Raw genomic sequence first — 21,960 nt, 5'->3', positions numbered from 1 at the left:
TTATGTTTTGTCCATTTTGCCATGCAGAAGAAACAAAAGTAGTCGACTCACGCCTAGTCGCCGAAGGTGCTCAGGTGCGTAGAAGACGAGAGTGTCTTATATGTCATGAGCGTTTCACTACTTTTGAGACAGCTGAATTAATTATGCCGTCAGTCGTTAAACGTGATGGTCGGCGCGAGCCTTTTAACATTGATAATTTACGTTCAGGTATGTTACGTGCGTTGGAAAAAAGACCGGTAAGTGTTGATGCATTAGAGGCATCGATTATTTCAATTACACAAGAAATTCGCCGTCGAGGAGAGCGAGAGATCGACTCTCAAATCATTGGTGAATTGGTTATGAAGGAATTATATAGTTTGGATCATGTTGCCTATGTGCGGTTTGCATCGGTATATAAACGCTTTAAAGATGTGAGTGACTTTAGGCAAACGATTGATCAGATGGATAAAGATTAGTGTATTGCCTATTTCATTAATAGGCTGGTATGTGTTGTGTGTAGCCAAATCGGTAACGCGCACGTGCCCGATTTGGTATTTTGCATATCTTTTTTTCTCCTTTTCAAAAGAAAGGAGTTTTATAGACGTTAAAAAGAATTCATGAGGTAATGGTGGAAAAGCGGTCAATAAGTGGTAAAAGAAAGGCTAGAAAATTAGCACTTCAGGCTCTTTATCAATGGTTAATGTCTGGAAGTGAATTGCATGAAATTGAAGCACAATTTCGAGTCATTAATAATATGGATAAAGTGGATGTAGATTATTTTTGCCGCATTCTACACGGTGTGCCAGCCCATGTTGAGACCTTAGAGGAGAGTATCACTCCTTTTCTTGATAGAGAGATTACAGGACTGAATCCAATTGAATTGACTGTATTACGAATTGGTTCTTTTGAATTATTATATTGTCCGGAAATTCCTTATAGAGTGGTTCTTGATGAATCAATTTCATTGACTAAAGAGTTCGGTTCCCAAGATGGATACCGTTATGTCAATGGCGTATTAAATAGTCTGGCACAACAGGTGCGTTCAATTGAAATCAATCAGAACTATGGATGAGTTTTCACTTATTGATCATTTTTTTAAACCACTTGATTTAACGCGTGATGATGTATTGCTCGGTATTGGTGATGATGCAGCTTGTGTGCGTATTCCCCAAGGGTCGAATTTGTTGGTAAGCACAGATACCTTAGTCTCTGGTGTTCATTTTCTGCCATGCTGGGATGCGTATGACATTGCTTGTAAAGCGGTTATGGTGAATATAAGTGATATGGCTGCTATGGCAGCAGAGCCTTGTTGGATCACATTGGCTTTAACTTTGCCTGAACTCAATCAGCAATGGCTTGCTTCATTTGCACGAGGATTAAAAGATTCGTTAAGTCAATATAATTTGGCTTTAATTGGTGGTGATACAACACATGGCCCATTATCCATTACATTAACTATTTTAGGTACAGTACCACAGGGACAAGCAGTACTGCGCAGTGGGGCAAGGCCTGGGGATATTATTGTTCTTTCTGGTGAGTTGGGAGCTGCTGCTTTGGCAGTTAAATTTCTTGGGAGTCAGGATCTTCCTGCGCACGAGAAAGCAGAACTAATGAATAAATTGCTCCATCCCAAACCTCGAGTTGATTTAATTGATCTTTTACGAAACTATGCAACTGCAGCAATAGACATTTCAGATGGGCTTAGTGCTGACTTAAATCATATTTGTATTGCAAGCGGTGTGGGTGCTTGTCTCAATGAAGAAGCCATTCCCGTACATGCCTTACTAAATCAATATTGGGCTGAGAATGCTGTTGACTTAGCTTTGACTGGCGGCGATGATTATGAGTTATGTTTTACAGTGCCTGAACATCGATTCTCTTCATTGCTGAGTGAGTTTAAAAAAGCTAATTTACAATGCTACCCTATTGGAGTAATTGAGGAGACCTCCGGGTTAAGAATGAAGGCTGCTAACAATCAATGCCATGAATTGAAACCAGTTGGTTATTCGCATTTTTAGTTGTAGCCTGGGTGCAGCAAAGCGAAACCCGGGTTACGGCTTATGCCTTCACCCGGGCTAGGATGCTAATTTCCTTAAGTTGATGCTATTAAACGTTCACAGGGTGAATGCTTACAGGACTTTAGGTATATTGTAAGTTAGAATTTTTTGATCCAACCTTTACGATAAGCCAAGCATAGAGAAAAATAAAATGAAACAAATAAATTTAGCAAAAAGTGTTTTCCAGGATCCTATTTATTTTATCGCCTTTGGTTTTGGTAGTGGTTTAATGCCTACTGCCCCTGGCACTTGGGGAACATTGGCAGCAATACCTCTCTACTTGCTACTCATAAATACTCATTGGGCAATTTATCTTTTATTTACACTTATCGCATTTATATTAGGTGTCTGGATCTGTGATAAGGTGACTCAAGATTTAGGTGTGCATGACTATAAAGGGATCGTTTGGGATGAAGTTGTAGGTTATTTGTTGACTATGTTTATGGCTCCCAAAGGATTGTCCTGGATGATTTGTGGTTTTATTTTGTTTCGAATTTTTGATATTTGGAAACCTCAGCCAATTGATTATATCGATCAAAAGGTACGTGGTGGCTTGGGAATTATGTTGGATGATGTGTTAGCTGCTGTGCCTTCTTGGCTATTGATGCAACTATTAGCATGGAGTTTTGCTTAATGAATGAGAATCATAAAGAGCTCATTAGTATGGGCTTGACTGTTGGGATTGTAATTCTTAGTTTATTTATTATTCATCGCTTTATCCCTTCACTGATATGGGCTTCTATCATTGTTATTGCCACTTATCCTTTATATGAAAAATGGCGCTATTTTTTTGGAAAACAAGATAATCTCTCTGCCTTGCTGTTTACGACCTTAATTGGCTTATTGTTCATACTTCCTTTAAGTTGGTTGCTAGGACTTTTGATTAAAGAATTTCAAATATTTATTAATTTTTTGCAATCTTTAAATCAACAGGGTGGAGCTGCGCCCAATTTTTTAAAGGATTTTCCCTTTGTGGGAAATGATTTGGTAAATTACTGGGATAATAATATTGGTAAACCGGGAATGATTAAGGGGTTGTTGTCAAATGTTCATTTATCATTAACGCCAACGAGCTATTATGTGAAACAAATTGGCTCAAGCTTGGCACATCGAAGCGTCCAATTGGGTTTTACCCTTCTAAGCCTATTTTTCTTTTATCGTGATGGAGATCGACTATTACTGCAGATTTACCAGGTAGGGGAGTATTGTTTGGGAAAAAGATGGTTTCGTTACGCGGACAGACTTCCAAGAGCATTGAGAGCCACAGTTAATGGAACAATTGTTGTAGGGCTTGGTGTGGGTATCTTAATGGGGATTTGTTATGGTTTAGTTGGTTTCCCCGCACCTACTTTAGTTGGATTTATCACCGCGCTTGCGGCAATGATTCCATTTGTTGTTCCTATAGTTTTTATTACCGTAGCGATTGTTCTGTTTTCGATTGGCAGTATGATTGGCGCAATCGTTGTTTTGGTTTGGGGAACTCTGGTCATGTTTGTTGCGGATCATTTTATCAAGCCTGCACTAATTGGTGGTGCAATTGAGTTGCCTTTTTTAGCAGTGTTATTTGGAATTCTTGGTGGTGTGGAGACTTTAGGACTTCTTGGTTTATTTGTGGGGCCTTTAGTTATGGTTCTTTTTATGACTTTATGGCAAGAGCCGCAAGTTTTATCTGCTTCTAAAATACATCATTCATAAGAGCTCAACCTCTCTCAGGAAACGGTCAAATTGACCGTTTGTACTATAGACATGGGGGGATTGAGATATTACAGGGACAAGGGGGCAGGGTTGAATTGACGGGAAAGCAATCCAACCTAAATCTATTGATTTACGCCACAATCACTTGTAGTCGCAACGATCAAATCGATAAACAATACCTACGTCACCCATCTGAGCCTGGAGCCTTCCAAATGCCTCGGTATTGCTTGTTGCTAAATAACGATAGGAAGCATTCAATGCCCAGTTTTCATCAAAGTTAAAAGTGAGTCCGGCAGTTCCTTGATAAGCAAAAGCTCCTTTTTTTACATCCAAGATTGTTCCTCCAAGAGGACCAGTACCGTCCAAAGTACTTTGTACGTACGCATAACCAATACCTACACCTATGAAGGGATAAATCGTTGGTAGAATACCATCAGAAAAATCATAATAAAGATTCAACATTCCCACGTTGGCGTTGGTTTTACTTGATACTCCGAGAAAATCGATATTAAAATCTTTATTATTGGGTCGGATATATGTATATTCCAGTTCATAGCGAATAGGATTACTTTGATAACCTAAACGTACACCCGCGTTGAACCCATTAGTAGTAAAAGTTTCAGAAAAATTAAGATCAAAATCAAAACCAAAGATATTTGGCTCTATCCTTTCAGTTAAATGGGCATAACCACCAAATATGCTGGAATACCATCCATTAACTGGAGTTGCCGCTGTAGCGATACTACTTGCTAATAAAGTAGCAGAGAAAAATGCAAATTTCATAACATCCCTTTCTTGTTATTATTTTTTTTGTGGAATCATGTTAACGTGTTACTTTAAATTTGCAAGTATTGGAAATGCATATTTTTGGAAAAGAGAAGCGTTAATGCAATTTTTGTTGAACAAAGTTGTTTTTTGCTTTAAAAGAGTGCTCTGTTAACCCCTTGTGAAGTACTCCTCAATAGTATCATTATCAAAAATGGCATTTATGTAAATTTGAATAGGCCAATAATTCTTATGGCAGGATTTAGAACAGGGACTATACTTCCAATTGGCATCCCTATTTTAGAGATGCATTAAATAGAAGTAGCGCCATAAATTTATGTACCCCGTGATCAAAACGACTGCCGTTAATATGTGTTAAAGCAGTGGTCTTAAAGCTGAAATTAATCCAATTTTATCTTTGGAAGAAGCAAGTCCAGACCCTAAGTTAATGGAAAAAGGATGTTCTCGAGGGTGATAATTATTATTACTGAGTAAGATGTAGAAAAACTAATATAACTACATTCCTGCATCAATTTAGCATAATAATTTTCTACTTGTATAAAATTAATATTAATGCAATGATAAATTTGCATCATGAAAAGGAGTTTCAAAAAATGCCAAAAAAAAAATCATTCACAATACCTAAAGAATTTGTTGAGCAAGTATTGACTATAATTGCAAATGAGTCAGAAGAAGGACGCAGAAAAATAGTTGCCATTGCTCGTAGAGCCGAACAGAAATACGAGCTTCCTGTAAAGTCAAAATTAACAGGTTGGTTTTATCAATTCACTAGAACTCGTGGCGAAAAAGTAGAGCAGTCCATTAATGTAATGGAAAACTTTCCAGATGCTTATACTCGATTACAAGAGTTTAAACTGATGATTACCGAGGGTGAATGGAATATTGGTAGCTCGTATAATTATTTCCTCTTTCTTGAATTAATTGATGCCATTCCTGACTATCAACCTGTAGAGCCACATCTTATGCCCACTTTTGTCATGCAACTTAAAAGCGACATATTGGTTGAAATTAATAGCTATATGGCTCTATGTAGGGCTTCATTAGAAGAGAAGAAAGCACGAGAAATCGAGCAACAAATAGCACGTGAAAGAGCACGACTATTGGTTGAAAGAATAATGGTTTTTAATAATCTGGATGATGCGAAAAAGTGTCAATCGGAACAACAGGATAAAATTGTTTTTTCTCTAAGCTATACAAATGAACAATGGCATCTTTACTGGGTTGATGTAACTGACCAGGTTCATCCGCTTAATCTCAGTGAGGAGTTGGCACAGAAGCTATCAACTGTAGAAGATAAAGACGTAAAAAATTTAAATTCAGTACATTTAAAACAGATTAAGAGAGAATGTCTCAAAGCAAAAGATCAATATGTTGCTAAGATTCAAGTACATATTAATCCAGAAAATACGAATACTCATACTGAACTGAGTAATGATGACCTTATCAAAAAAGGTATTACCTCTGCTTTTGTATTACGAAATAAAGAAAAAGTGACAAGTCTTTGGTGGATAAATAGTATAGGAGTTCCCAGAGAAATTTCTTTAACTGATTATCCTACGTTGTCTTCTTGGTTGGATGCTCACCAAGGGCAAGGACCATTTAATGAGGCTGATCTTCTGCAATTAAAAACTTATTTACTTCAATTAAATACTACACAGTTAAATACGCCACAATTAATCGCTACGGCAAAACTAGATAAAATGAATGATTTGCTGTCTAAAGTATTACGAAAAAAAGACGCACAGGAGCAACCTACAGTTGCCGAGACACATAAAGAAGAGGTTAAAGATAAGGTGCCTCAAATAAACCTGAAGAAATTTGCCTTTCTTGAAAAACATTTGCAAGCTCGAAAAGAAAAAATAGATCAGAAACCGTCATCTACAGAAAAAGCAGCTCTTGAATCTTCACCAAAGCAAGAAGTTGAAGAAGTTAAGCCTGAGAAAAAATATAACAAGTTAGGGCAAAATAGATATTCAGCGTTGTCAGAATTACCTACTTTTTGGCAAAATCGCAAAAGCGCCATGGAAGAATCAATGGGTAATGAAATAAAACCATTGGGTCAACCTTAATCCTATTTTGACCGAGTGTAAAGTGAAGTCGGGAAGCATAAATCCCCTCTCCTATGAATGGGAGAGGGGCGGGGGTGAGGGTTCATAATCAATACCCTCATCCGCCCTGACGGGCGCCTTCTCCCCTATGGGGGAGAAGGGAAATTTCAATTAAATTAACGGCAGAAAGGCTTATGCCCTCGTTTTATTCTTTACAAATTCAAAATCCGTTTGTGATTGGGTAACGCCAGTCTTTACCAAAAGCAGTTGGGCTTATTTTTATCCCTGGTGGAGATTGACGACGTTTGTATTCATTGCGTTTGATTAGTTGAATTACTTTAGTTACAGTCTCTTGAGCAAAACCTTGCTGAATTATTTCTTCAGGGGTTAGGTACTTCTCCATATAGGCAACAATGATTGCATCTAATATTGCATAGTCAGGTAAACTGTCTTGATCGGTTTGATCCGCTCTTAATTCAGCTGATGGGGCACGGGTTAGGACGCGTTCGGGGATGATTTCAGAAAGGCCGTTGCGGTAACGTGCTAGAGCATAAACCTGAGTTTTAAGTACATCTTTTAATACCGCAAATCCTCCAGCCATATCTCCGTATAAGGTGGCATAGCCAACGGCAGACTCGCTTTTATTAGACGTTGTAAGTACCATTTTGCCCGTTTTGTTAGACAATGCCATAATCAACAAACCACGAATTCGTGCTTGAATGTTTTCTTCTGTAGTATCTGGAGTTAAGCCTTTAAATACTGGCTCGAGAGTATTTATTAGAGCGTTAAAAGCGGGCTCAATTGGGAGTATGGAATGTGATACATTCAATTGTTTTATTTGCATTAAAGCGTCATCATTACTCATTTGTGCTGTATAACGTGAAGGCATGAGCACGGCATGCACTCGCTCTGCTCCTAATGCATCAACTGCTACAGTTAAAGTTAATGCTGAATCAATTCCTCCTGAAAGTCCAACTAAAACTCCAGGGAAATGATTTTTGTTGACATAATCTCGAGTGCCGCAAACTAATGCCTCATAGATTAATGGTTCAAAATCAAGAAGAGGGGATACGTCTCCTTCGACCTGATTTGCTTGAATCACCACAGTACTCAAATCTTCTTTAAACGCAGGAGAGCGTGCACAAATTGTACCATGTGAATCAATTGCTAAAGATTGACCATCGAATAAAAGTTCGTCCTGGCCACCAATTTGATTCACATAGATTATAGATATACCACGTTTTGCATAAGACTTTAGGAGGGCCTCTCTCTTTTGGTATTTACTGTAATCAAATGGAGATGCATTCAAAATGAGCAATACGGAGATTCCATTCTCAATTAAATCCTCTGCAGGGCCTGGATGCCATAAATCTTCACAAATAATTACCCCTACTTTACTGTTATTTACCTCTAGGATGCATGGATTTTTTTTTCCAGGAGTAAAGTAACGTGCTTCATCAAAAATTTCATAATTTGGTAAATTTTGTTTGTGATATTCTGCAATTTGTTGTCCCTGATAAAAAATACTCACGCTATTGTGCAGTCGTTGTTTTTCTAGACTTGGATGTCCTACAAGGATGTAGCAATCTTTTGCTACCTCTTGAATCTGTTTTAAATGCTCGGTAACTGCTTGTTGGAACTCCTTGCGGAAGAGCAAATCTTCGGGGGGATAGCCGGTTAAAGCCAATTCAGGAAAGAGTATGACATCGTGATCTGCTTGTTTGCCTTTTATAATTTCGATAATTTTATCCCTGTTGGACGCTAAAGCCCCTACAGTAGGATTAATTTGTGCCATAAGTACAGTAAGCTTATTCTGCATGATATATACTCTATAAAGAACCCCAAGGTGCGATAAACAGGATACCCTAATACAAAGAATCTTTAATTTAAAGATAAAAATGTTAATTAATTTAAAAATTGTCTAAAATAAATCCTTTGTCCAGTAAAAAGCACATTTATGTTAAATGAAGCACTCTCAAAAATGCCAGAGGTCTTTGAGCCCAAAATATTATTGCGTGGCCAAGAATATTTTGAAAATGGACATGTGCTCAATATTCGTTTTAGTGACGGTCTATTAAAAGGTCGAGTAAAAGGCAGTTCAAGTCAGATTTACGACGTACACATGGATTTGAAGGCTTGGCCAAAAAAATTGGCGCATTGTACTTGTAATTATCAATATAATTGCAAGCATGCTGCTGCGTGTTTGTTTGCCTTACGTGATCGCGAAAAGGAAAGCTTACCTTCTTTATCTGCCAATAAATTAGATAAAAGACTCGATAGCTGGTTGAAAAATTTGCGTGCTCAGGAAGCTGCAGTAGTGAAGGCATCCGAAATAACGCATCATTTAGTCTATCTCATTGAACTAAGGCTTGATGGACATGAACATCGGGTCGCAATTAAGTTAGCTTTAGCCAAGTTATTAAAACGCGGTGGTTACGGAAAAATGATCACGTTTAATAGCCTTTCTGATTCTAAAAAGCAACATTTTGTTGGTGATGATAATGATTTGGTGGCACTGCTGTTGTTTAAATGTGGTGTTTCTGGTTGGTTTGATACATTAATCATACGTAATAGCGAATTATTAGAGCGAATGATTGCAACTGGAAGAGCATTTTTTATACAAAACCAGCAGGAACCAATTCACTTAGATGAGCCAATACAAGGTACTTGTGAATGGGTGTTATCTCATAATGGCAGTCAAAACTTATTGTTAATGCATGAAGGGATGACGCTTGAGCCTTTGTTGTTGGATGACAGTTGGTATTTTAATCATTTAGAAAGCAAAATGGGTCGTTTAATTACTTCATATCCAATAAAACAACTGGGCTATCTATTGGAGGCACCTCCAATCCCAATGGGGCAGGCTGAGTTATTGGCACATAAAATGGCTAAAACATGCCCTGAGTTTCCTGTGCCGCAAGTTTTTAAACAACGAGAAGTTCGAAACGTGATGCCAGTACCGATAATCATTCTAGATGCAGTGAGTGAATTTGATGAAGAGGCCTCTTGGCTTTACGATGCCGAAGAAGAACTTCATGTTTTATTTACTGTACGTATTCTTTTTGACTATGCGGGTTTAATGATTGCAGGTTCTGATGAATGTGAAACGGTCGTTTGTCTGCAAGAAGAAGTTTTAATGGAATACGTGCGCCATAAGGATTTTGAAAAATCAAAATGGGATGAGGTACAGGAAATTCTGGAGTTAAGAGTACCAAGGGCATGGGAAAATGAGCAATGGGAAAAAGTAAAACATGCTGATTTTGTTTTAGAAAATATTAATGTCATAGCCGATTTAGAATTTCTTCATAATCAATTAATACCTGAATTAGACAGTCGTGGCTGGCGAGTTGAGCGGGTTAGTTCTTTGTATCAAGAAGTGATTAGCGCCGATGAAGTAGAGTGGTATTCGAATCTTTCTGAAAGTACAACTGATTTTTTCTCTTATCAATTAGGGATTTTGGTTGAAGGTAAGTCCGTTAGTATTGTTCCTTTGGTAGCAGATTTAATTCAACGTTACAGAGGTGATGACTTAGATAATCTCCCCGATACACAATTAGTCAAGTTGCCTTTGTATGATGGACGTGCTTTGCAGTTGGAAATGGGACGAATTAAACCATTAGTTCGATTATTGCTGCAGTTCGGTATGCGTCATGTGGATGAAAATCAACATCTGCAAATGAATAAATATCAAGTCATTTTAATGCGTGAGGCGGAGTTGGCTATTGCGGCAACTAAAACACGTTGGCAAGGTGCTGAAACGTTAAGAGAACAAATAAGGAAGCTTTCGCAATTAACTCATATTCCTGAAATACAAATGCCAACAGGCTTACAAGCTCAGTTGAGGGATTATCAACGTCATGGTTTGAATTGGCTGCAGTTTTTAAGAGTAAGTCATTTTAGTGGTATTTTGGCTGATGACATGGGCTTAGGTAAAACGGTACAGGCTTTAGCTCATTTACAGTGCGAAAAAGAACAAGGTCGTATTAAAGCCGCGAGTTTAATTGTTGCCCCAACCAGTCTTGTGGGGAATTGGCAAGCTGAAGCAAAACGCTTTACCCCTCAATTAAAGGTTTTAGTTTATCATGGTTCTGAGCGTCATCAGGATAATTTTGATGACTATGATCTCGTTGTTTCTACTTATGGATTAATTCATCGTGATAAAGACAAATTTATAACCTATCCTTTTTATTATTTGATTTTGGATGAAGCGCAATTTATTAAAAATGCGCGTACTAAGACAACACAAATTATTCAGCAATTACATGCAACCCATCGTTTATGTCTGACAGGTACGCCTTTGGAAAATCACTTAGGTGAGTTATGGTCTTTATTTCATTTCTTGATGCCAGGCTTATTAGGTGATGCAAAACAATTCAGACTCTGGTTCAGAACCCCTATTGAAAAATATGCCGATTTAAACAGACGAGATGTACTCATAAAAAGAGTGCAGCCTTTTATTTTAAGAAGAACAAAAAATCAGGTGGTCCGTGAATTACCACCCAAAACGGAAATGACACGCACGATAGAAATTATTGGTCCACAACGTGATCTGTATGAAGCGATTCGCATGAGTATGGAGAAAAAAGTTCGTGATGCTATTGCAAAGCAGGGGTTGGGTAAAAGTCATATTCTTCTTCTGGATGCACTACTGAAGCTGCGTCAAGTTTGTTGTGATCCCAGGCTTTTGTCTTTGCCTGAAGCATCAATGGCACATGGGACCTCGGCAAAGCTCGAAGCGTTAATGGATTTATTGGATAACTTGGTGGGCGAAGGACGGAGGGTTTTGGTTTTCTCACAATTTACTTCCATGTTGCAATTAATTGAAGAAGAATTGCGTGCAAGAAATTATGATTATTTAAAGTTAACCGGTCAAACAGTCCATCGACAAGCAATGGTCGAAAAATTTCAGGAAGGAAAAACTCCAGTTTTTCTTATTAGCTTGAAAGCAGGTGGTACTGGCCTTAATTTAACACGCGCTGACACAGTAATTCATTATGATCCTTGGTGGAATCCTGCAGTGGAGGATCAAGCAACTGATCGAAGTCATAGAATAGGTCAGGAGAACCCAGTCTTTGTCTATAAGCTAATTACTTTAGGTACAGTAGAGGAAGCTATTTTAGGGATGCAAGAGAAAAAGAGACAATTAGTTGAAGGAGTTTTATCTGCTGATCCCGCCAAAGCGATGACTTTAAGCGAGGAAGATATAGAGCAGTTTTTTATGCCGCTGTCGGTTTTGTAGTCTTGTAGATTTGTAGCCTGGGTGAAGGCGAAGCCGTAACCCGGGGACCAGACGCGAATGAACTTCTCAATCCCGGGTTACGGCTTCGCCTTCACCAAGGTTACACTTTACCCAGACAACAGTTCATTTATTAAATTTTATTGCATTAAAACTGGCATAGTTTTCAATCATGGCTTAAGCTATAAATGATTGTAAACATGGAGAAAATTATGAACTTATGGAAGCTCGCTTGTGGTTTTTTTGTTGCTGTTATTTATTTGCCTGCAGCATTAGCCGCATCTCAAGCACCAGTAGGTAACTGGGTCACAATTGATGATAAAACGGGTAAAAAAAGAGCTCTTGTCACCATTAGTGAATCTGGGGGAGAGTTAAGTGCGGTCATCGATAAGGTATTTCCACAACCTGGTGATACCGGAATTTGTGAGAAATGTCCAGGTGGTTTTAAAGGCAAGAAAATCCAAGGATTGCAATTTATGTGGGGATTAAAGAACGAGGGTGATAATGAATGGGGCGGCGGCTCTATTTTAGATCCTAAGTCAGGTAAAATCTATCGTGCAAAAATCACAGTCCAAGGGAATAAACTCTTAGTAAGAGGCTATGTGGGCATTTCTTTATTAGGTCGTACTCAAGTTTGGCAAAAACAATAAACATATCCTAATAATGCATCCCGAACAGCGCTTGTTCGGGGTGACTTCTTTTCAAAAGCACATTACAATATCCTGCTCCAAATTGTCATTGTGCCATTACCATGTATGATCTGCAAAATTCCAAAAAGACAGTTGATCCTTTGAAACGCCCACCTCATTCGGTGGAAGCGGAACAATCCATTATTGGTGGATTAATGCTGGATAATGAAGTTTGGGACAAAGTTAGCAATAAATTATGTGAAACAGATTTTTACCGCACTGAGCATCGAATTTTGTTTCGAGCAATTTCTAGTTTGGTAAAAAAAGATCAGCCATTTGATGTGGTGACTCTGCTTGACGCATTAAAGTCTCATAATGAATTGGATGACGCTGGTGGTGAGGCTTATCTATTTGAACTGGCTAATAATACTCCTAGTGTTGCTAACGTGTCTGCTTATGCTGATATCGTTCGTGAAAAATCGGTACAGAGACAGCTTATTCATGTAGCTACTGAAATCGCGGATTCAGCATATAACCCTGGAGGGAGGCAAGTTCCAGAGCTGCTTGATATGGCCGAAACCAAGGTTTTTGCAATAGGCGAGCAAACAGGTGGTGATGGTGGACCTGAAAATATAAAATCAATTTTGGTTCGTGCAGTAGAAAAAATTGATGCACTCTATCATAATGGCGATGCAATTACTGGACTTGCTACAGGCTTGTCTGATTTAGATGAAATGACTTCTGGATTACAGCCTTCCGATTTAGTTATTGTTGCGGGTCGTCCTTCCATGGGTAAAACAACATTAGTTATGAACATGGCAGAGCACGCCGCAATAAAATCTGGAAAACCTGTTCTTGTCTTTTCTATGGAAATGCCGGCAGATTCTTTGGCAATGAGGATGATGTCTTCTTTAGGACGTATTGATCAGCATAAGATTAGAACCGGTAAGCTAGATGATGACGATTGGCCTCGTGTCACTTCAGCAGTGCATATGCTTTCAGAGGCTCCTTTATTTATAGATGATACACCTGCTTTAAGTCCAGGTGAAATGCGTGCGCGCGCTAGAAGATTAGCAAAAGATCAAGGTAGTAACTTGGGACTAATTGTGGTGGATTATTTGCAATTAATGAAAGTCCCAGGATTTTCTGCAGATAATAGAACGGCAGAGATTTCTGAAATTTCTCGCAGCCTTAAGTCGCTTGCAAAAGAATTACAAGTGCCCGTCATTGCCTTATCCCAGTTGAACCGTAGCTTGGAGCAACGTTCAGATAAACGACCGGTTATGTCTGACTTACGCGAATCGGGTGCGATTGAGCAAGATGCCGATTTGATTTGTTTTATTTATAGGGATGAGGTTTATAATGAGGACAGTCCCGATAAAGGTACCGCAGAAATTATAGTTGCCAAGCAAAGAAACGGCCCTATTGGTAAAGTGCGTGTAGCCTTCATAGGTAAATACACTCGTTTTGAAGATTTAGCTTTTAATGGTTATCAAGGGGTAGACTAAGGTGTCCAGACCTACCAGACTGGTGATAGAGCCCAATGCTTTACACCATAATTTAGCACGAATAAGACGTTTTGCTCCTGGCAAAAAAATAATTGCTATGGTCAAGGCAAATGCCTATGGCTGTGGCGTGCATGTTGTAGCACCAATATTAGAGGGGCACGTAGATGCTTTTGGCGTGGCTTGTATTGAGGAGGCCCTAGTCCTTCGCAAAATAGGAATTCGGACTCATTGTATTCTTTTCCAAGGTATCTTTAGCCCTGATGAATTTAAGGTGGTAGCACAGCATCAATTTGGTTGTGTTATTCATCAACCTCATCAGGTTCAGTGGCTTTTAAATACTCCTCTCGATAACCCTATTAAATTATGGGTTAAAGTGAATACGGGTATGCATCGTTTGGGTTTTAAAACCCATGAGTTGCAAGGCGTGATGGATGCATTAAACACGTGTCCTTGGGTGGATAAAAATATTGGTTTAATGACTCACCTGGCTTGTGCTGATGAGCCCGAGCGTATAGAGAATTTTCAACAAATGGCTTTATTTGAGAGTATTTCTGTGACTGGATTTAGTCAACGAAGTATCGCTAATTCTGCCGCTATTATTTCTTTTCCTCAGACCCATGCTGATGTGGTCAGACCGGGGATTATGCTTTATGGTGTATCTCCTTTTGCTAATCAAACGGCGCACGATCTGGGTTTACTTCCTGTAATGCGTTTTGTTTCTGCAATCAGTGCTGTCCATTATAATCCACCCTTAGCTCAAGTTGGCTATAGTGGTATTTGGAAGAGTGAAAAACCTTCAATCATTGGTATTGTTGCTGCGGGTTATGGTGATGGTTATCCACGGCATATTGCAGCAAATACACCCATTTGGGTTCAGGGTAAAGAAGTTCCTATTGTAGGACGCGTTTCAATGGATATGCTTGCTGTGGATTTAACAAATCATCCAGAGGTTAAACCCGGAGCACCTGTTGAGCTTTGGGGTACGCATGTTTTAGTTGAGCGAATTGCACAAGCTGCAGGGACTTCAGGTTATGAGTTATTATGCCAGATTTCTGAGCGAGTACGTCACGATTAAGTTGAATGTAGTTTTGTAGCCCGGATTACCGCAGCGTAATCCGGGCTACAAAGTACCTAGGCTACGATATTTAGATTTTTCTTGGCTATGGATAATAACTGAACGTGATGCTAGAATTGAAACCGATTTTATAACCTTTAAATTGGGTGATATGTTATGAAAAAAATAGCTGTTGCATCATTGTCTTTATTATTGGTTGGTTGTGCACCAATGAATCATCAAGACGTAGGTACTCTCTCGGGCGGGGTTATTGGTGGATTAATTGGAAGCCAATTTGGTGGTGGCCCAGCAGCTAAATTGGCTGCAACAGCAGGTGGTGCTATTGCTGGTGCTTACCTGGGTGGGCAAATTGGTAAGTATATGGATAAGGTAGATAGAATGGAAATGCAACGTGCCTTAGAAACTGCACCCACTGGTAGAGCGGTACATTGGTCAAATCCAGACACTGGAAATAGTTATACAGTACAACCTACTCGTACTTATTATCGTGAACATTTACCTTGCCGTGAGTATTTCACTAAAGCAATCATTGATGGAAGACCACAAACAATTCGTGGTAGTGCATGCCGTCAGCCAGATGGTACTTGGCATGTTGTGAATTAAAAAATAATAAATTACATCTATGTAGCCTGGGTGAAGCGATAGCGTAACCCGGGTTGTCTTTATTATAAATTCCCCGGGTTCCGCTTCGCTGCACCCAGGCTACAATGCTACAAAATTAAATTTATTTAACTTCTTCATCTTTTTTCTTGTCACAGCATACGCATTTGCAGCAACTAAATAGATTGTACAACCAGGCAATAATAAAACCGGTGATGAAGGCATCGATGAAACCTATAATACCTCCCAATATACTTCCTTTAATCGAGGGAGCATATCCAAGATATAAAGAACCTACTGCAATTACAAACGCATGTCCATACGTATAAAAATAAGCGAGTAAACCCATCACCAAAATAGATACACCCCAAATAACTCCTAGTGAAAGACCTAGAGCCACAGGGCTTAATTTGCAACCTTTCATGTTATTTTCTCCTTTTATACTGTCTATAAATCGTAGCCTGGATGCAGCGAAGCGAAACCCAGGAATTCATTTATAAAACCCGGGTTTCGCTTCGCTGCCCCCAGGCTACAAAAGCTACAAAAGAGAAATGCAATTTAATTATCTTCTAAAAAAAGTATAGCCTACTGCGCTGAATTAATTAACAATTTTTCACAAATTGAAAAATATAAAGTTTCTAATAGATGTAACTCATTTAAGGAGACACATTCATTGACTTGATGAATGGTGGCATTAACCGGTCCAAGTTCTACTACTTCAACACCATAGGGCGCAATAAAGCGACCATCAGATGTTCCTCCACTTGTAGATAGTTCCGGTGAACTTTCTGTAAGTTCGATAATTGCTTCTTTGCAGCTGTCCAGGAGAGCGCCTTGAGCTGTCAAGAAAGGCTCACCACTAAGACGCCAGTTAATGATGGGGTTCAGGTCGTGCTCTTGAAAAGTAGTTGTAACTTTTTCTTTTAACACGTTATGGGTTTGTTCTGTTGAATATCTAAAATTTAAGTGTAAAACCAGTTCTCCAGGAATTATATTTGGAGCATGCCCCCCAGACTGAAGATGGGTAATTTGCATGGATGTTGGTGGAAAATGATGGTTACCTTGATCCCAGAGTGTTGTAGTCAGTTTTGCTAAGACGGGGCTAATTTTATGTATTGGATTATCTGCCAGGTGGGGATAAGCAACATGACCTTGTTTCCCATGTAAGGTAATTTTCGCGCTCAAGGAACCACGCCTGCCAATTTTAAGCACATCCCCTACTCGATGTGTACTTGAAGGTTCACCCACAATGCAATAATCAATGTGAATCCCTTCATTTTTTAAAAGCTGCATGACATAAGGCGTGCCCATATCATAGTCATCGCCTTCCTCTCCACTGGTAATAAGAAACCCTAATCTTCCTCCAAACTTGGGATAAGTCTTAACAAATCGTTGGGCCATAAGCAGCATACATGCAAGACTTCCTTTCATATCTGCAACACCACGCCCAAAAAGTATTCCGTTTTTATTTTCCAACACAAAGGGATTGGATAACCATTTTGCCGCATCACCAACAGGAACTACATCAGTATGACCCGCAAAGACAAGGAAAGGACCAGATTCCCCATAAGATGCGAAGAAATTGGAAACGGGGCCCTTATTCATACGTTGACACGTAAATCCTATTCGCTCCAAAAATTGGATCATAAACTCCTGGCAGCCTGCATCTTCAGGTGTAATGGATGGAAAGCTAACGAGTTTTAGCAAAAGTTCTTGTAAGTCATTGGAACAATGAGGTGCTACTGATTCTGTCATTCTATCCCGCTCTCAATAATTCATTAATACTTACTTTTGCTCTTGTCTTTTCATCAACCTGTTTCACGATGACGGCACAATACAAACTGTAGCTTTTATCTTCACTGGGTAAACTTCCTGCGACTACTACAGAACCAGCGGGAATACGACCGTAAGTAATTTCTCCAGTCAGACGGTTATATATTTTGGTGCTTTGCCCTAAATACACTCCCATGGATAAGACTGAATTTCGTTCAACAATCACTCCTTCAACTACTTCTGAACGAGCACCAATAAAGCAATTGTCTTCGATTATTGTAGGGTTAGCTTGCAATGGCTCTAGAACCCCACCTATACCTACTCCACCTGAAAGATGAACGTTTTTTCCAATTTGCGCACAGGAACCTACTGTTGCCCAAGTATCAACCATAACTCCTTCATCAATATATGCGCCCACATTAACATAAGATGGCATTAAAACGCAGTTTTTTGCAATGTATGCTCCTTTGCGGACCATGGCATGTGGTACTACTCTTACCCCAGTTTGTTTAAATTGTTCTTCAGTATAGTTATTGTATTTGAGGGGGACCTTGTCATAAAACTGACAAAAACCTGAATCAATGACTTGATTGGGATAAAGTCTAAAGGATAAAAGTACTGCTTTTTTTATCCATTGATGTACTACCCATTGTTCATTTATTTTTTCTGCGACACGGTATTGTCCACTATCGAGACAAGAAAGTACCTCATTCACTGCGGTGATGAGCTCAGAAGAAGCTGTATCAATGGATAGCGTTTGGCGTTGTTCAAAAGCTTGTTCAATTATAGGTTGTAAAGTTTGCATCTATTTTTCCCGTATCATTTTGTAGCCTGGGTGCAGCGCAGCGGAACCCGGGGAGTTTGTAAATCAGTTAAACCCGGGTTCCGCTGCGCTGCACCCAGGCTACACAATTGTGTCGAAGCTTAATATGCAAGTGCATATTGCAAATCAGCTTGTAAATCTTCTACATGCTCTATGCCTACAGAGAGTCGAATAAATCCATCTTCTATTCCTAGCGCTTTACGTTTTTCTGGGGGTATAGAAGCGTGGGTCATAATTGCCGGATGTTCAATTAAGCTTTCCACACCACCTAAACTTTCAGCCAAGGTAAATAATTCACAGCGAGCAAGAAAACGTTTGGCTGCATCAATGCCACCATCAATGACCATGGAAATCATACCGCCAAAACCATGCATTTGCTCTTTAGCCAAATCATGCTGAGGATGGCTTGCAAGACCAGGATAGATTACTTTTTTTACTTTAGATTGACTACTCAGCCAATTTGCCAGATGGTTCGCATTCTCGCAATGTCGTTCCATTCGCAACGATAGGGTTTTCAAGCTTCTTAAAACCAGAAAACTGTCAAAAGGACCTGCAACACCACCACAAGAGTTTTGCAGAAAAGCAATTTTGTCGGCTAGATTAGGATTATCCCCAACTACTGCAACGCCACTGACTACATCTGAATGACCATTGAGATATTTAGTTGCAGAGTGTAGTACTATGTCAAATCCAAGCTCGATAGGGCGTTGTATCCAAGGCGTTGCAAAAGTGTTGTCTGCAACTGCTATGAGATTATGCCGTTTAGCAATCTCAGCTATTTCACGTAAATTGGCTAGTTTTAACATGGGATTTGAAGGTGTTTCTACCCACAGCATGCGCGTTTTGGGAGTAATTGCGGCTTCTATATTGTGGGTATTAGACATATCTACAAAGGAAAAGGATAACCCAGACGTGCGGGTTTTAACTTTGTCAAATAAACGAAATGTGCCTCCATAAAGATCATCCATGGCGACAACATGGTCTCCTGCGTCTAATAAATCAACAATTGTGTTAATTGCAGCCATTCCAGATGCAAATGCAAAACCACGTTGGCCCGACTCCAAGCTGGCAATACACCCTTCATAAGCGTCTCGAGTAGGATTGTGTGTGCGTGAGTATTCGTAGCCCAGATGTTCACCTGGAGCAATTTGTTTGTAGGTTGATGTTGCATAAATAGGTGTCATGACCGCGCCAGTACTTGGGCATGGTTTTTGGCCTGCATGAATGGCTCGGGTTTCAAAGTGATTCTTCTTCATGGGACTATCCTTAAGGGCTGTATATTTATGGGAGAGTGATCTTTTCAGAGTGGTTTATGTAGGATATTCTAGTGGGGGTTCTATGTATAGGCAAGTTCTACTTTGCAGGTTGTAGCCAGGGTGCGGCGAAGTGCCCATACGGGTAAGTTGATACTTCAGGGGCGTTTTGATAATGAAATTTGATCTTCATGCTTTATTTTCAGCAAAATACGCACAATGGATTATTATTGCTTTTATTTCGCTTTTTTCCATATTGATTATTACCGAATATGCTTCTTTGATATTTTCTCCCATAAAGATACAAGCAGCACCTGAGACCACAAAAGAAATGCCGTTAATACCCCAAAAGAATTCCTTCGATGCTATTTTACATTCTTCTTTATTTGGTGTGTATGTTTCAAATAATTTATCCAGTATTAAAAAATCCATGTTGAATGTCACTTTAGTAGGGATTTTATTTACTCATAATCTAAATAATTCTCAAGTAATCATTCGTTCTGCTACCGGTGAGGAAAAAACTTATAAATTAGGTGATACTGTCCCCGGTGGTGCTGTGATCAAGCGCATTATGGCCTCAGGGATTTTGGTTGAACGCAATGGTACATTAGAGAGTTTAAGTTTACCTAAAAATGAATTAATCTTTGAACCAGTGGCTAAGCCTTTGAAAGGGGAATAAAAATTTTATGAGACGCTTATTTAATTTATTAATCGTTGTAATTTTTATTTCTATTCTGACTGCTTGCGCTACTCCTCGTGCAATGAGTTTGCGTGAGGGAATTGATAGTTTCAGGCTCGAAGATTACCGCAAGGCTTTTATTCGCTTAAAGCCAATTGCTCAAAAAGGCCAACCTGATGCCCAATATGCTGTGGGTTATATGTATTATTATGGCAAAGGAGTAGTCGAAGACCGAAAGAAAGCTTGGTTTTGGATTAATGCTGCAGCAAATCTAGGGCAACCTGATGCAAAAGAAGCAGTTCGAATATTGGCCAGTGGGGGCTCATTGAGTTAAAGTGTTCGGCTATTTGTAGCCTGGGTGCAGCGCAGCGTAACCGCGGATTGAGACGTTTATTCGTGTCCAGAATCCCGGGTTACGCTGCGCTGCACCCAGGCTACAAAACTACAAGACATAATTATATAGGTTTTTCAACAAGTACAGACTTGTGCCCTCATTATATCTCTTATGAGTTCTAAATAAACATGTTGTAATGGGAAGACAATATTTTGGTGGTTGGTTGTGCTAATCCTAAGGAGTTTATTTGTTCTTTTGCAAACCATTGCCCCTGTTTTTCAGCTAATTTATTACCTAGTGTTTTGGTTTTTATGCTGAGGGCATTGATTTCCAAATGAAAATGACTAAAGCGATGTTTAAAAGTAAGTAGTTGTTGTGGTGTTTCGCCAGATAAATCGTAGTTCAGGCGAATAAAATCAAGAGGGCAATCACCCTCATCCAAAGTGGGTAAACACCATAATCCCCCCCATAACCCTGTAGGGGGTCTTTTTTCCAAGTAGATGTGGCCTTGTGCATTGTATAAAACCAGAAATTGTTGGAATTCAATTGGTATGGGCTTTTTTATTTTTTTCGTGGGATATAGGTGTTGTTCTTGCCGTTTGAACGCCAAGCAACTATTCTGCACAGGACAATTAACGCAATTGGGATTTTTAGAGGTACAACACGTTGCCCCTAAATCCATGATTGCTTGGGTGTAATCGGCACAGTTTTCCTTTGGCATGCATGAGTTAGCTAATTCCCACAGTGTTTTTTTTACTTGAGCCTGTTCCGGATATCCTTTGATCCCGAAAAAACGAGTTAAAACGCGTTTTACATTACCATCAAGAATTGCGACAGGCTGATCGAAGGCTTGTGATACGATTGCCGCTGCAGTAGATAGGCCAATCCCAGGTAATTCTTTTAATAATTGATAGTCAGCAGGTAAAACACCGCCATGATGTTGCATCACTATTTTTGCTGTTTGATGAAGATTTCTGGCGCGGCTGTAATAACCAAGCCCTGACCATAAAGAAAGTACTTCATCTTCATCTGCTCGAGCCAAATCACTAAGGTTTGGAAATCGTTGCATAAAACGCTCAAAATAAGGAATAACCGTTTGTACCTGAGTTTGCTGAAGCATAATTTCAGAGATCCAGACTCTGTACGATGTGCGAACTAATTGCCATGGCAGATTGTGACGTCCATGAAGGACAAACCACTCGAGTAATGGTTGACTAAATTGCTTGTATAAATTTTGTTTATCCACGCCGTAATTCTTTGATGCATTATTGTTGGCGTACTGTAAAAAAAGTAATGGTCTAGGTCAATTGTTAAGAAAAAATTAAAATCGATTCGCGAAGTGACGATATATAGTCTATCGTTTTAAATAGGGGCCTGTTGTACTCAGGATGAGTAAAATCAAGCTGAATCATTTTGCTAAAGATTGTCGCGAATGCACTTAATGCATTGACGATGGGAGTTTTTTTAAGATTTTTTCAGAAAAAA

The 21,960-nt window shown here is 39.3% G+C and carries 20 protein-coding genes; 13 read left to right on the top strand and 7 right to left on the bottom strand.

The genetic code is table 11. The features are described 5' to 3' along the window. The first annotated feature begins 2 nt into the window (after window positions 1-2). The 5 genes from nrdR (at window position 3) to Lstg_RS05255 (ending at window position 3,731) form a co-directional block, all read left to right on the top strand. Window positions 3-455, top strand: coding sequence for a transcriptional regulator NrdR (gene nrdR / locus Lstg_RS05275; protein WP_028382239.1), 453 nt, complete (start codon window positions 3-5; stop codon window positions 453-455). A gap of 152 nt (window positions 456-607) precedes the next feature. Continuing rightward, a complete protein-coding gene (gene nusB / locus Lstg_RS05270) occupies window positions 608-1,051 on the top strand; it encodes a transcription antitermination factor NusB (RefSeq protein ID WP_058476633.1) in 444 nt (147 codons plus the stop codon). Next, window positions 1,044-1,997 carry a thiamine-phosphate kinase gene (thiL, locus tag Lstg_RS05265; protein ID WP_058476617.1) on the top strand — a complete coding sequence of 318 codons (954 nt, stop codon included), beginning with the start codon at window positions 1,044-1,046 and terminating at the stop codon, window positions 1,995-1,997. Before nusB ends, thiL begins: the two co-directional genes overlap by 8 nt. Before the next feature lie 190 nt (window positions 1,998-2,187). Further along, on the top strand, window positions 2,188-2,670 hold the full coding sequence (locus Lstg_RS05260) for a phosphatidylglycerophosphatase A family protein (RefSeq protein ID WP_058476616.1): 483 nt from the start codon (window positions 2,188-2,190) through the stop codon (window positions 2,668-2,670). Beyond that, complete coding sequence (locus tag Lstg_RS05255) at window positions 2,670-3,731, top strand: AI-2E family transporter (RefSeq protein ID WP_058476615.1); 1,062 nt, start codon at window positions 2,670-2,672, stop codon at window positions 3,729-3,731. The genes Lstg_RS05260 and Lstg_RS05255 overlap by 1 nt, the downstream gene beginning before the upstream one ends. Before the next feature lie 141 nt (window positions 3,732-3,872). Here the strand turns inward: Lstg_RS05255 and Lstg_RS05250 are convergent, their stop codons facing one another. Next, a complete protein-coding gene (locus Lstg_RS05250) occupies window positions 3,873-4,514 on the bottom strand; it encodes an outer membrane protein (RefSeq protein ID WP_058476614.1) in 642 nt (213 codons plus the stop codon). A gap of 596 nt (window positions 4,515-5,110) precedes the next feature. Between Lstg_RS05250 and Lstg_RS05245 the strand changes: the two genes are divergently transcribed. After that, window positions 5,111-6,586: a hypothetical protein gene (locus Lstg_RS05245; RefSeq protein WP_058476613.1), complete on the top strand. Its 1,476-nt coding sequence runs from the start codon at window positions 5,111-5,113 to the stop codon at window positions 6,584-6,586. Between the two features lie 199 nt (window positions 6,587-6,785). Here the strand turns inward: Lstg_RS05245 and Lstg_RS05240 are convergent, their stop codons facing one another. After that, window positions 6,786-8,384 carry an NAD+ synthase gene (locus Lstg_RS05240; RefSeq protein ID WP_058476612.1) on the bottom strand — a complete coding sequence of 533 codons (1,599 nt, stop codon included), beginning with the start codon at window positions 8,382-8,384 and terminating at the stop codon, window positions 6,786-6,788. A gap of 138 nt (window positions 8,385-8,522) precedes the next feature. On the opposite strand from Lstg_RS05240, the gene Lstg_RS05235 reads away from it, so the two are divergent. The 5 genes from Lstg_RS05235 to Lstg_RS05215 all read left to right on the top strand — a co-directional run bounded on the left by Lstg_RS05235 (window position 8,523) and on the right by Lstg_RS05215 (window position 15,616). Continuing rightward, window positions 8,523-11,804: a DEAD/DEAH box helicase gene (locus Lstg_RS05235; protein ID WP_058476611.1), complete on the top strand. Its 3,282-nt coding sequence runs from the start codon at window positions 8,523-8,525 to the stop codon at window positions 11,802-11,804. 209 nt (window positions 11,805-12,013) lie between these two features. Next, complete coding sequence (locus Lstg_RS05230; protein WP_058476610.1) at window positions 12,014-12,451, top strand: DUF2147 domain-containing protein; 438 nt, start codon at window positions 12,014-12,016, stop codon at window positions 12,449-12,451. A gap of 101 nt (window positions 12,452-12,552) precedes the next feature. After that, window positions 12,553-13,938 (top strand): replicative DNA helicase, encoded by a 1,386-nt coding sequence (dnaB, locus tag Lstg_RS05225; protein ID WP_058476609.1) that lies wholly within the window; start codon window positions 12,553-12,555, stop codon window positions 13,936-13,938. Window position 13,939: 1 nt separating this feature from the next. Further along, entirely contained in the window at window positions 13,940-15,013 is a 1,074-nt protein-coding gene (gene alr, locus Lstg_RS05220) for an alanine racemase (RefSeq protein ID WP_058476608.1), read from the top strand. Between the two features lie 156 nt (window positions 15,014-15,169). Further along, a complete protein-coding gene (locus tag Lstg_RS05215; protein ID WP_058476607.1) occupies window positions 15,170-15,616 on the top strand; it encodes an RT0821/Lpp0805 family surface protein in 447 nt (148 codons plus the stop codon). A gap of 121 nt (window positions 15,617-15,737) precedes the next feature. On the opposite strand, the gene Lstg_RS05210 is transcribed toward Lstg_RS05215, so the two are convergent. From Lstg_RS05210 to Lstg_RS05195, 4 genes are all read right to left on the bottom strand, one after another. Beyond that, window positions 15,738-16,037 carry a bacteriophage holin gene (locus Lstg_RS05210; RefSeq protein WP_058476606.1) on the bottom strand — a complete coding sequence of 100 codons (300 nt, stop codon included), beginning with the start codon at window positions 16,035-16,037 and terminating at the stop codon, window positions 15,738-15,740. A gap of 161 nt (window positions 16,038-16,198) precedes the next feature. Further along, complete coding sequence (gene dapE / locus Lstg_RS05205) at window positions 16,199-17,368, bottom strand: succinyl-diaminopimelate desuccinylase (protein ID WP_058476605.1); 1,170 nt, start codon at window positions 17,366-17,368, stop codon at window positions 16,199-16,201. A 1-nt stretch (window position 17,369) separates the two neighbouring features. Continuing rightward, window positions 17,370-18,191 (bottom strand): 2,3,4,5-tetrahydropyridine-2,6-dicarboxylate N-succinyltransferase, encoded by an 822-nt coding sequence (gene dapD / locus Lstg_RS05200; protein ID WP_058476604.1) that lies wholly within the window; start codon window positions 18,189-18,191, stop codon window positions 17,370-17,372. Between the two features lie 119 nt (window positions 18,192-18,310). After that, window positions 18,311-19,465 carry a trans-sulfuration enzyme family protein gene (locus tag Lstg_RS05195; RefSeq protein WP_058476603.1) on the bottom strand — a complete coding sequence of 385 codons (1,155 nt, stop codon included), beginning with the start codon at window positions 19,463-19,465 and terminating at the stop codon, window positions 18,311-18,313. A gap of 172 nt (window positions 19,466-19,637) precedes the next feature. On the opposite strand from Lstg_RS05195, the gene Lstg_RS05190 reads away from it, so the two are divergent. Together Lstg_RS05190 and Lstg_RS05185 are read left to right on the top strand one after the other, a co-directional pair. Then, a complete protein-coding gene (locus Lstg_RS05190; RefSeq protein ID WP_058476602.1) occupies window positions 19,638-20,141 on the top strand; it encodes a type II secretion system protein N in 504 nt (167 codons plus the stop codon). 7 nt (window positions 20,142-20,148) lie between these two features. Then, window positions 20,149-20,475 (top strand): tetratricopeptide repeat protein, encoded by a 327-nt coding sequence (locus tag Lstg_RS05185; RefSeq protein ID WP_058476601.1) that lies wholly within the window; start codon window positions 20,149-20,151, stop codon window positions 20,473-20,475. 178 nt (window positions 20,476-20,653) lie between these two features. On the opposite strand, the gene mutY is transcribed toward Lstg_RS05185, so the two are convergent. Beyond that, window positions 20,654-21,721 (bottom strand): A/G-specific adenine glycosylase, encoded by a 1,068-nt coding sequence (gene mutY / locus Lstg_RS05180; RefSeq protein ID WP_058476600.1) that lies wholly within the window; start codon window positions 21,719-21,721, stop codon window positions 20,654-20,656. Window positions 21,722-21,960: the final 239 nt, after the last annotated feature.

The sequence above is a fragment of the Legionella steigerwaltii genome, assembly GCF_001468065.1.
Classification (GTDB): Bacteria; Pseudomonadota; Gammaproteobacteria; order Legionellales; family Legionellaceae; genus Legionella; species Legionella steigerwaltii.
This window is presented reverse-complemented; position numbering and strand designations above follow the sequence as displayed.

Bases quoted from the DNA above. Each gene is read 5' to 3' on its own strand.
- Lstg_RS05195 (WP_058476603.1), bottom strand. From the start codon at position 19,465: ATGAAGAAGAATCACTTTGAAACCCGAGCCATTCATGCAGGCCAAAAA.
- thiL (WP_058476617.1), top strand. From the start codon at position 1,044: ATGGATGAGTTTTCACTTATTGATCATTTTTTTAAACCACTTGATTTA.
- Lstg_RS05190 (WP_058476602.1), top strand. From the start codon at position 19,638: ATGAAATTTGATCTTCATGCTTTATTTTCAGCAAAATACGCACAATGG.
- nrdR (WP_028382239.1), top strand. From the start codon at position 3: ATGTTTTGTCCATTTTGCCATGCAGAAGAAACAAAAGTAGTCGACTCA.
- dnaB (WP_058476609.1), top strand. From the start codon at position 12,553: ATGTATGATCTGCAAAATTCCAAAAAGACAGTTGATCCTTTGAAACGC.
- Lstg_RS05245 (WP_058476613.1), top strand. From the start codon at position 5,111: ATGCCAAAAAAAAAATCATTCACAATACCTAAAGAATTTGTTGAGCAA.
- Lstg_RS05250 (WP_058476614.1), bottom strand. From the start codon at position 4,514: ATGAAATTTGCATTTTTCTCTGCTACTTTATTAGCAAGTAGTATCGCT.
- Lstg_RS05260 (WP_058476616.1), top strand. From the start codon at position 2,188: ATGAAACAAATAAATTTAGCAAAAAGTGTTTTCCAGGATCCTATTTAT.
- Lstg_RS05255 (WP_058476615.1), top strand. From the start codon at position 2,670: ATGAATGAGAATCATAAAGAGCTCATTAGTATGGGCTTGACTGTTGGG.
- Lstg_RS05235 (WP_058476611.1), top strand. From the start codon at position 8,523: ATGTTAAATGAAGCACTCTCAAAAATGCCAGAGGTCTTTGAGCCCAAA.
- dapD (WP_058476604.1), bottom strand. From the start codon at position 18,191: ATGCAAACTTTACAACCTATAATTGAACAAGCTTTTGAACAACGCCAA.
- Lstg_RS05185 (WP_058476601.1), top strand. From the start codon at position 20,149: ATGAGACGCTTATTTAATTTATTAATCGTTGTAATTTTTATTTCTATT.
- dapE (WP_058476605.1), bottom strand. From the start codon at position 17,368: ATGACAGAATCAGTAGCACCTCATTGTTCCAATGACTTACAAGAACTT.
- Lstg_RS05240 (WP_058476612.1), bottom strand. From the start codon at position 8,384: ATGCAGAATAAGCTTACTGTACTTATGGCACAAATTAATCCTACTGTA.
- Lstg_RS05230 (WP_058476610.1), top strand. From the start codon at position 12,014: ATGAACTTATGGAAGCTCGCTTGTGGTTTTTTTGTTGCTGTTATTTAT.
- Lstg_RS05210 (WP_058476606.1), bottom strand. From the start codon at position 16,037: ATGAAAGGTTGCAAATTAAGCCCTGTGGCTCTAGGTCTTTCACTAGGA.
- Lstg_RS05215 (WP_058476607.1), top strand. From the start codon at position 15,170: ATGAAAAAAATAGCTGTTGCATCATTGTCTTTATTATTGGTTGGTTGT.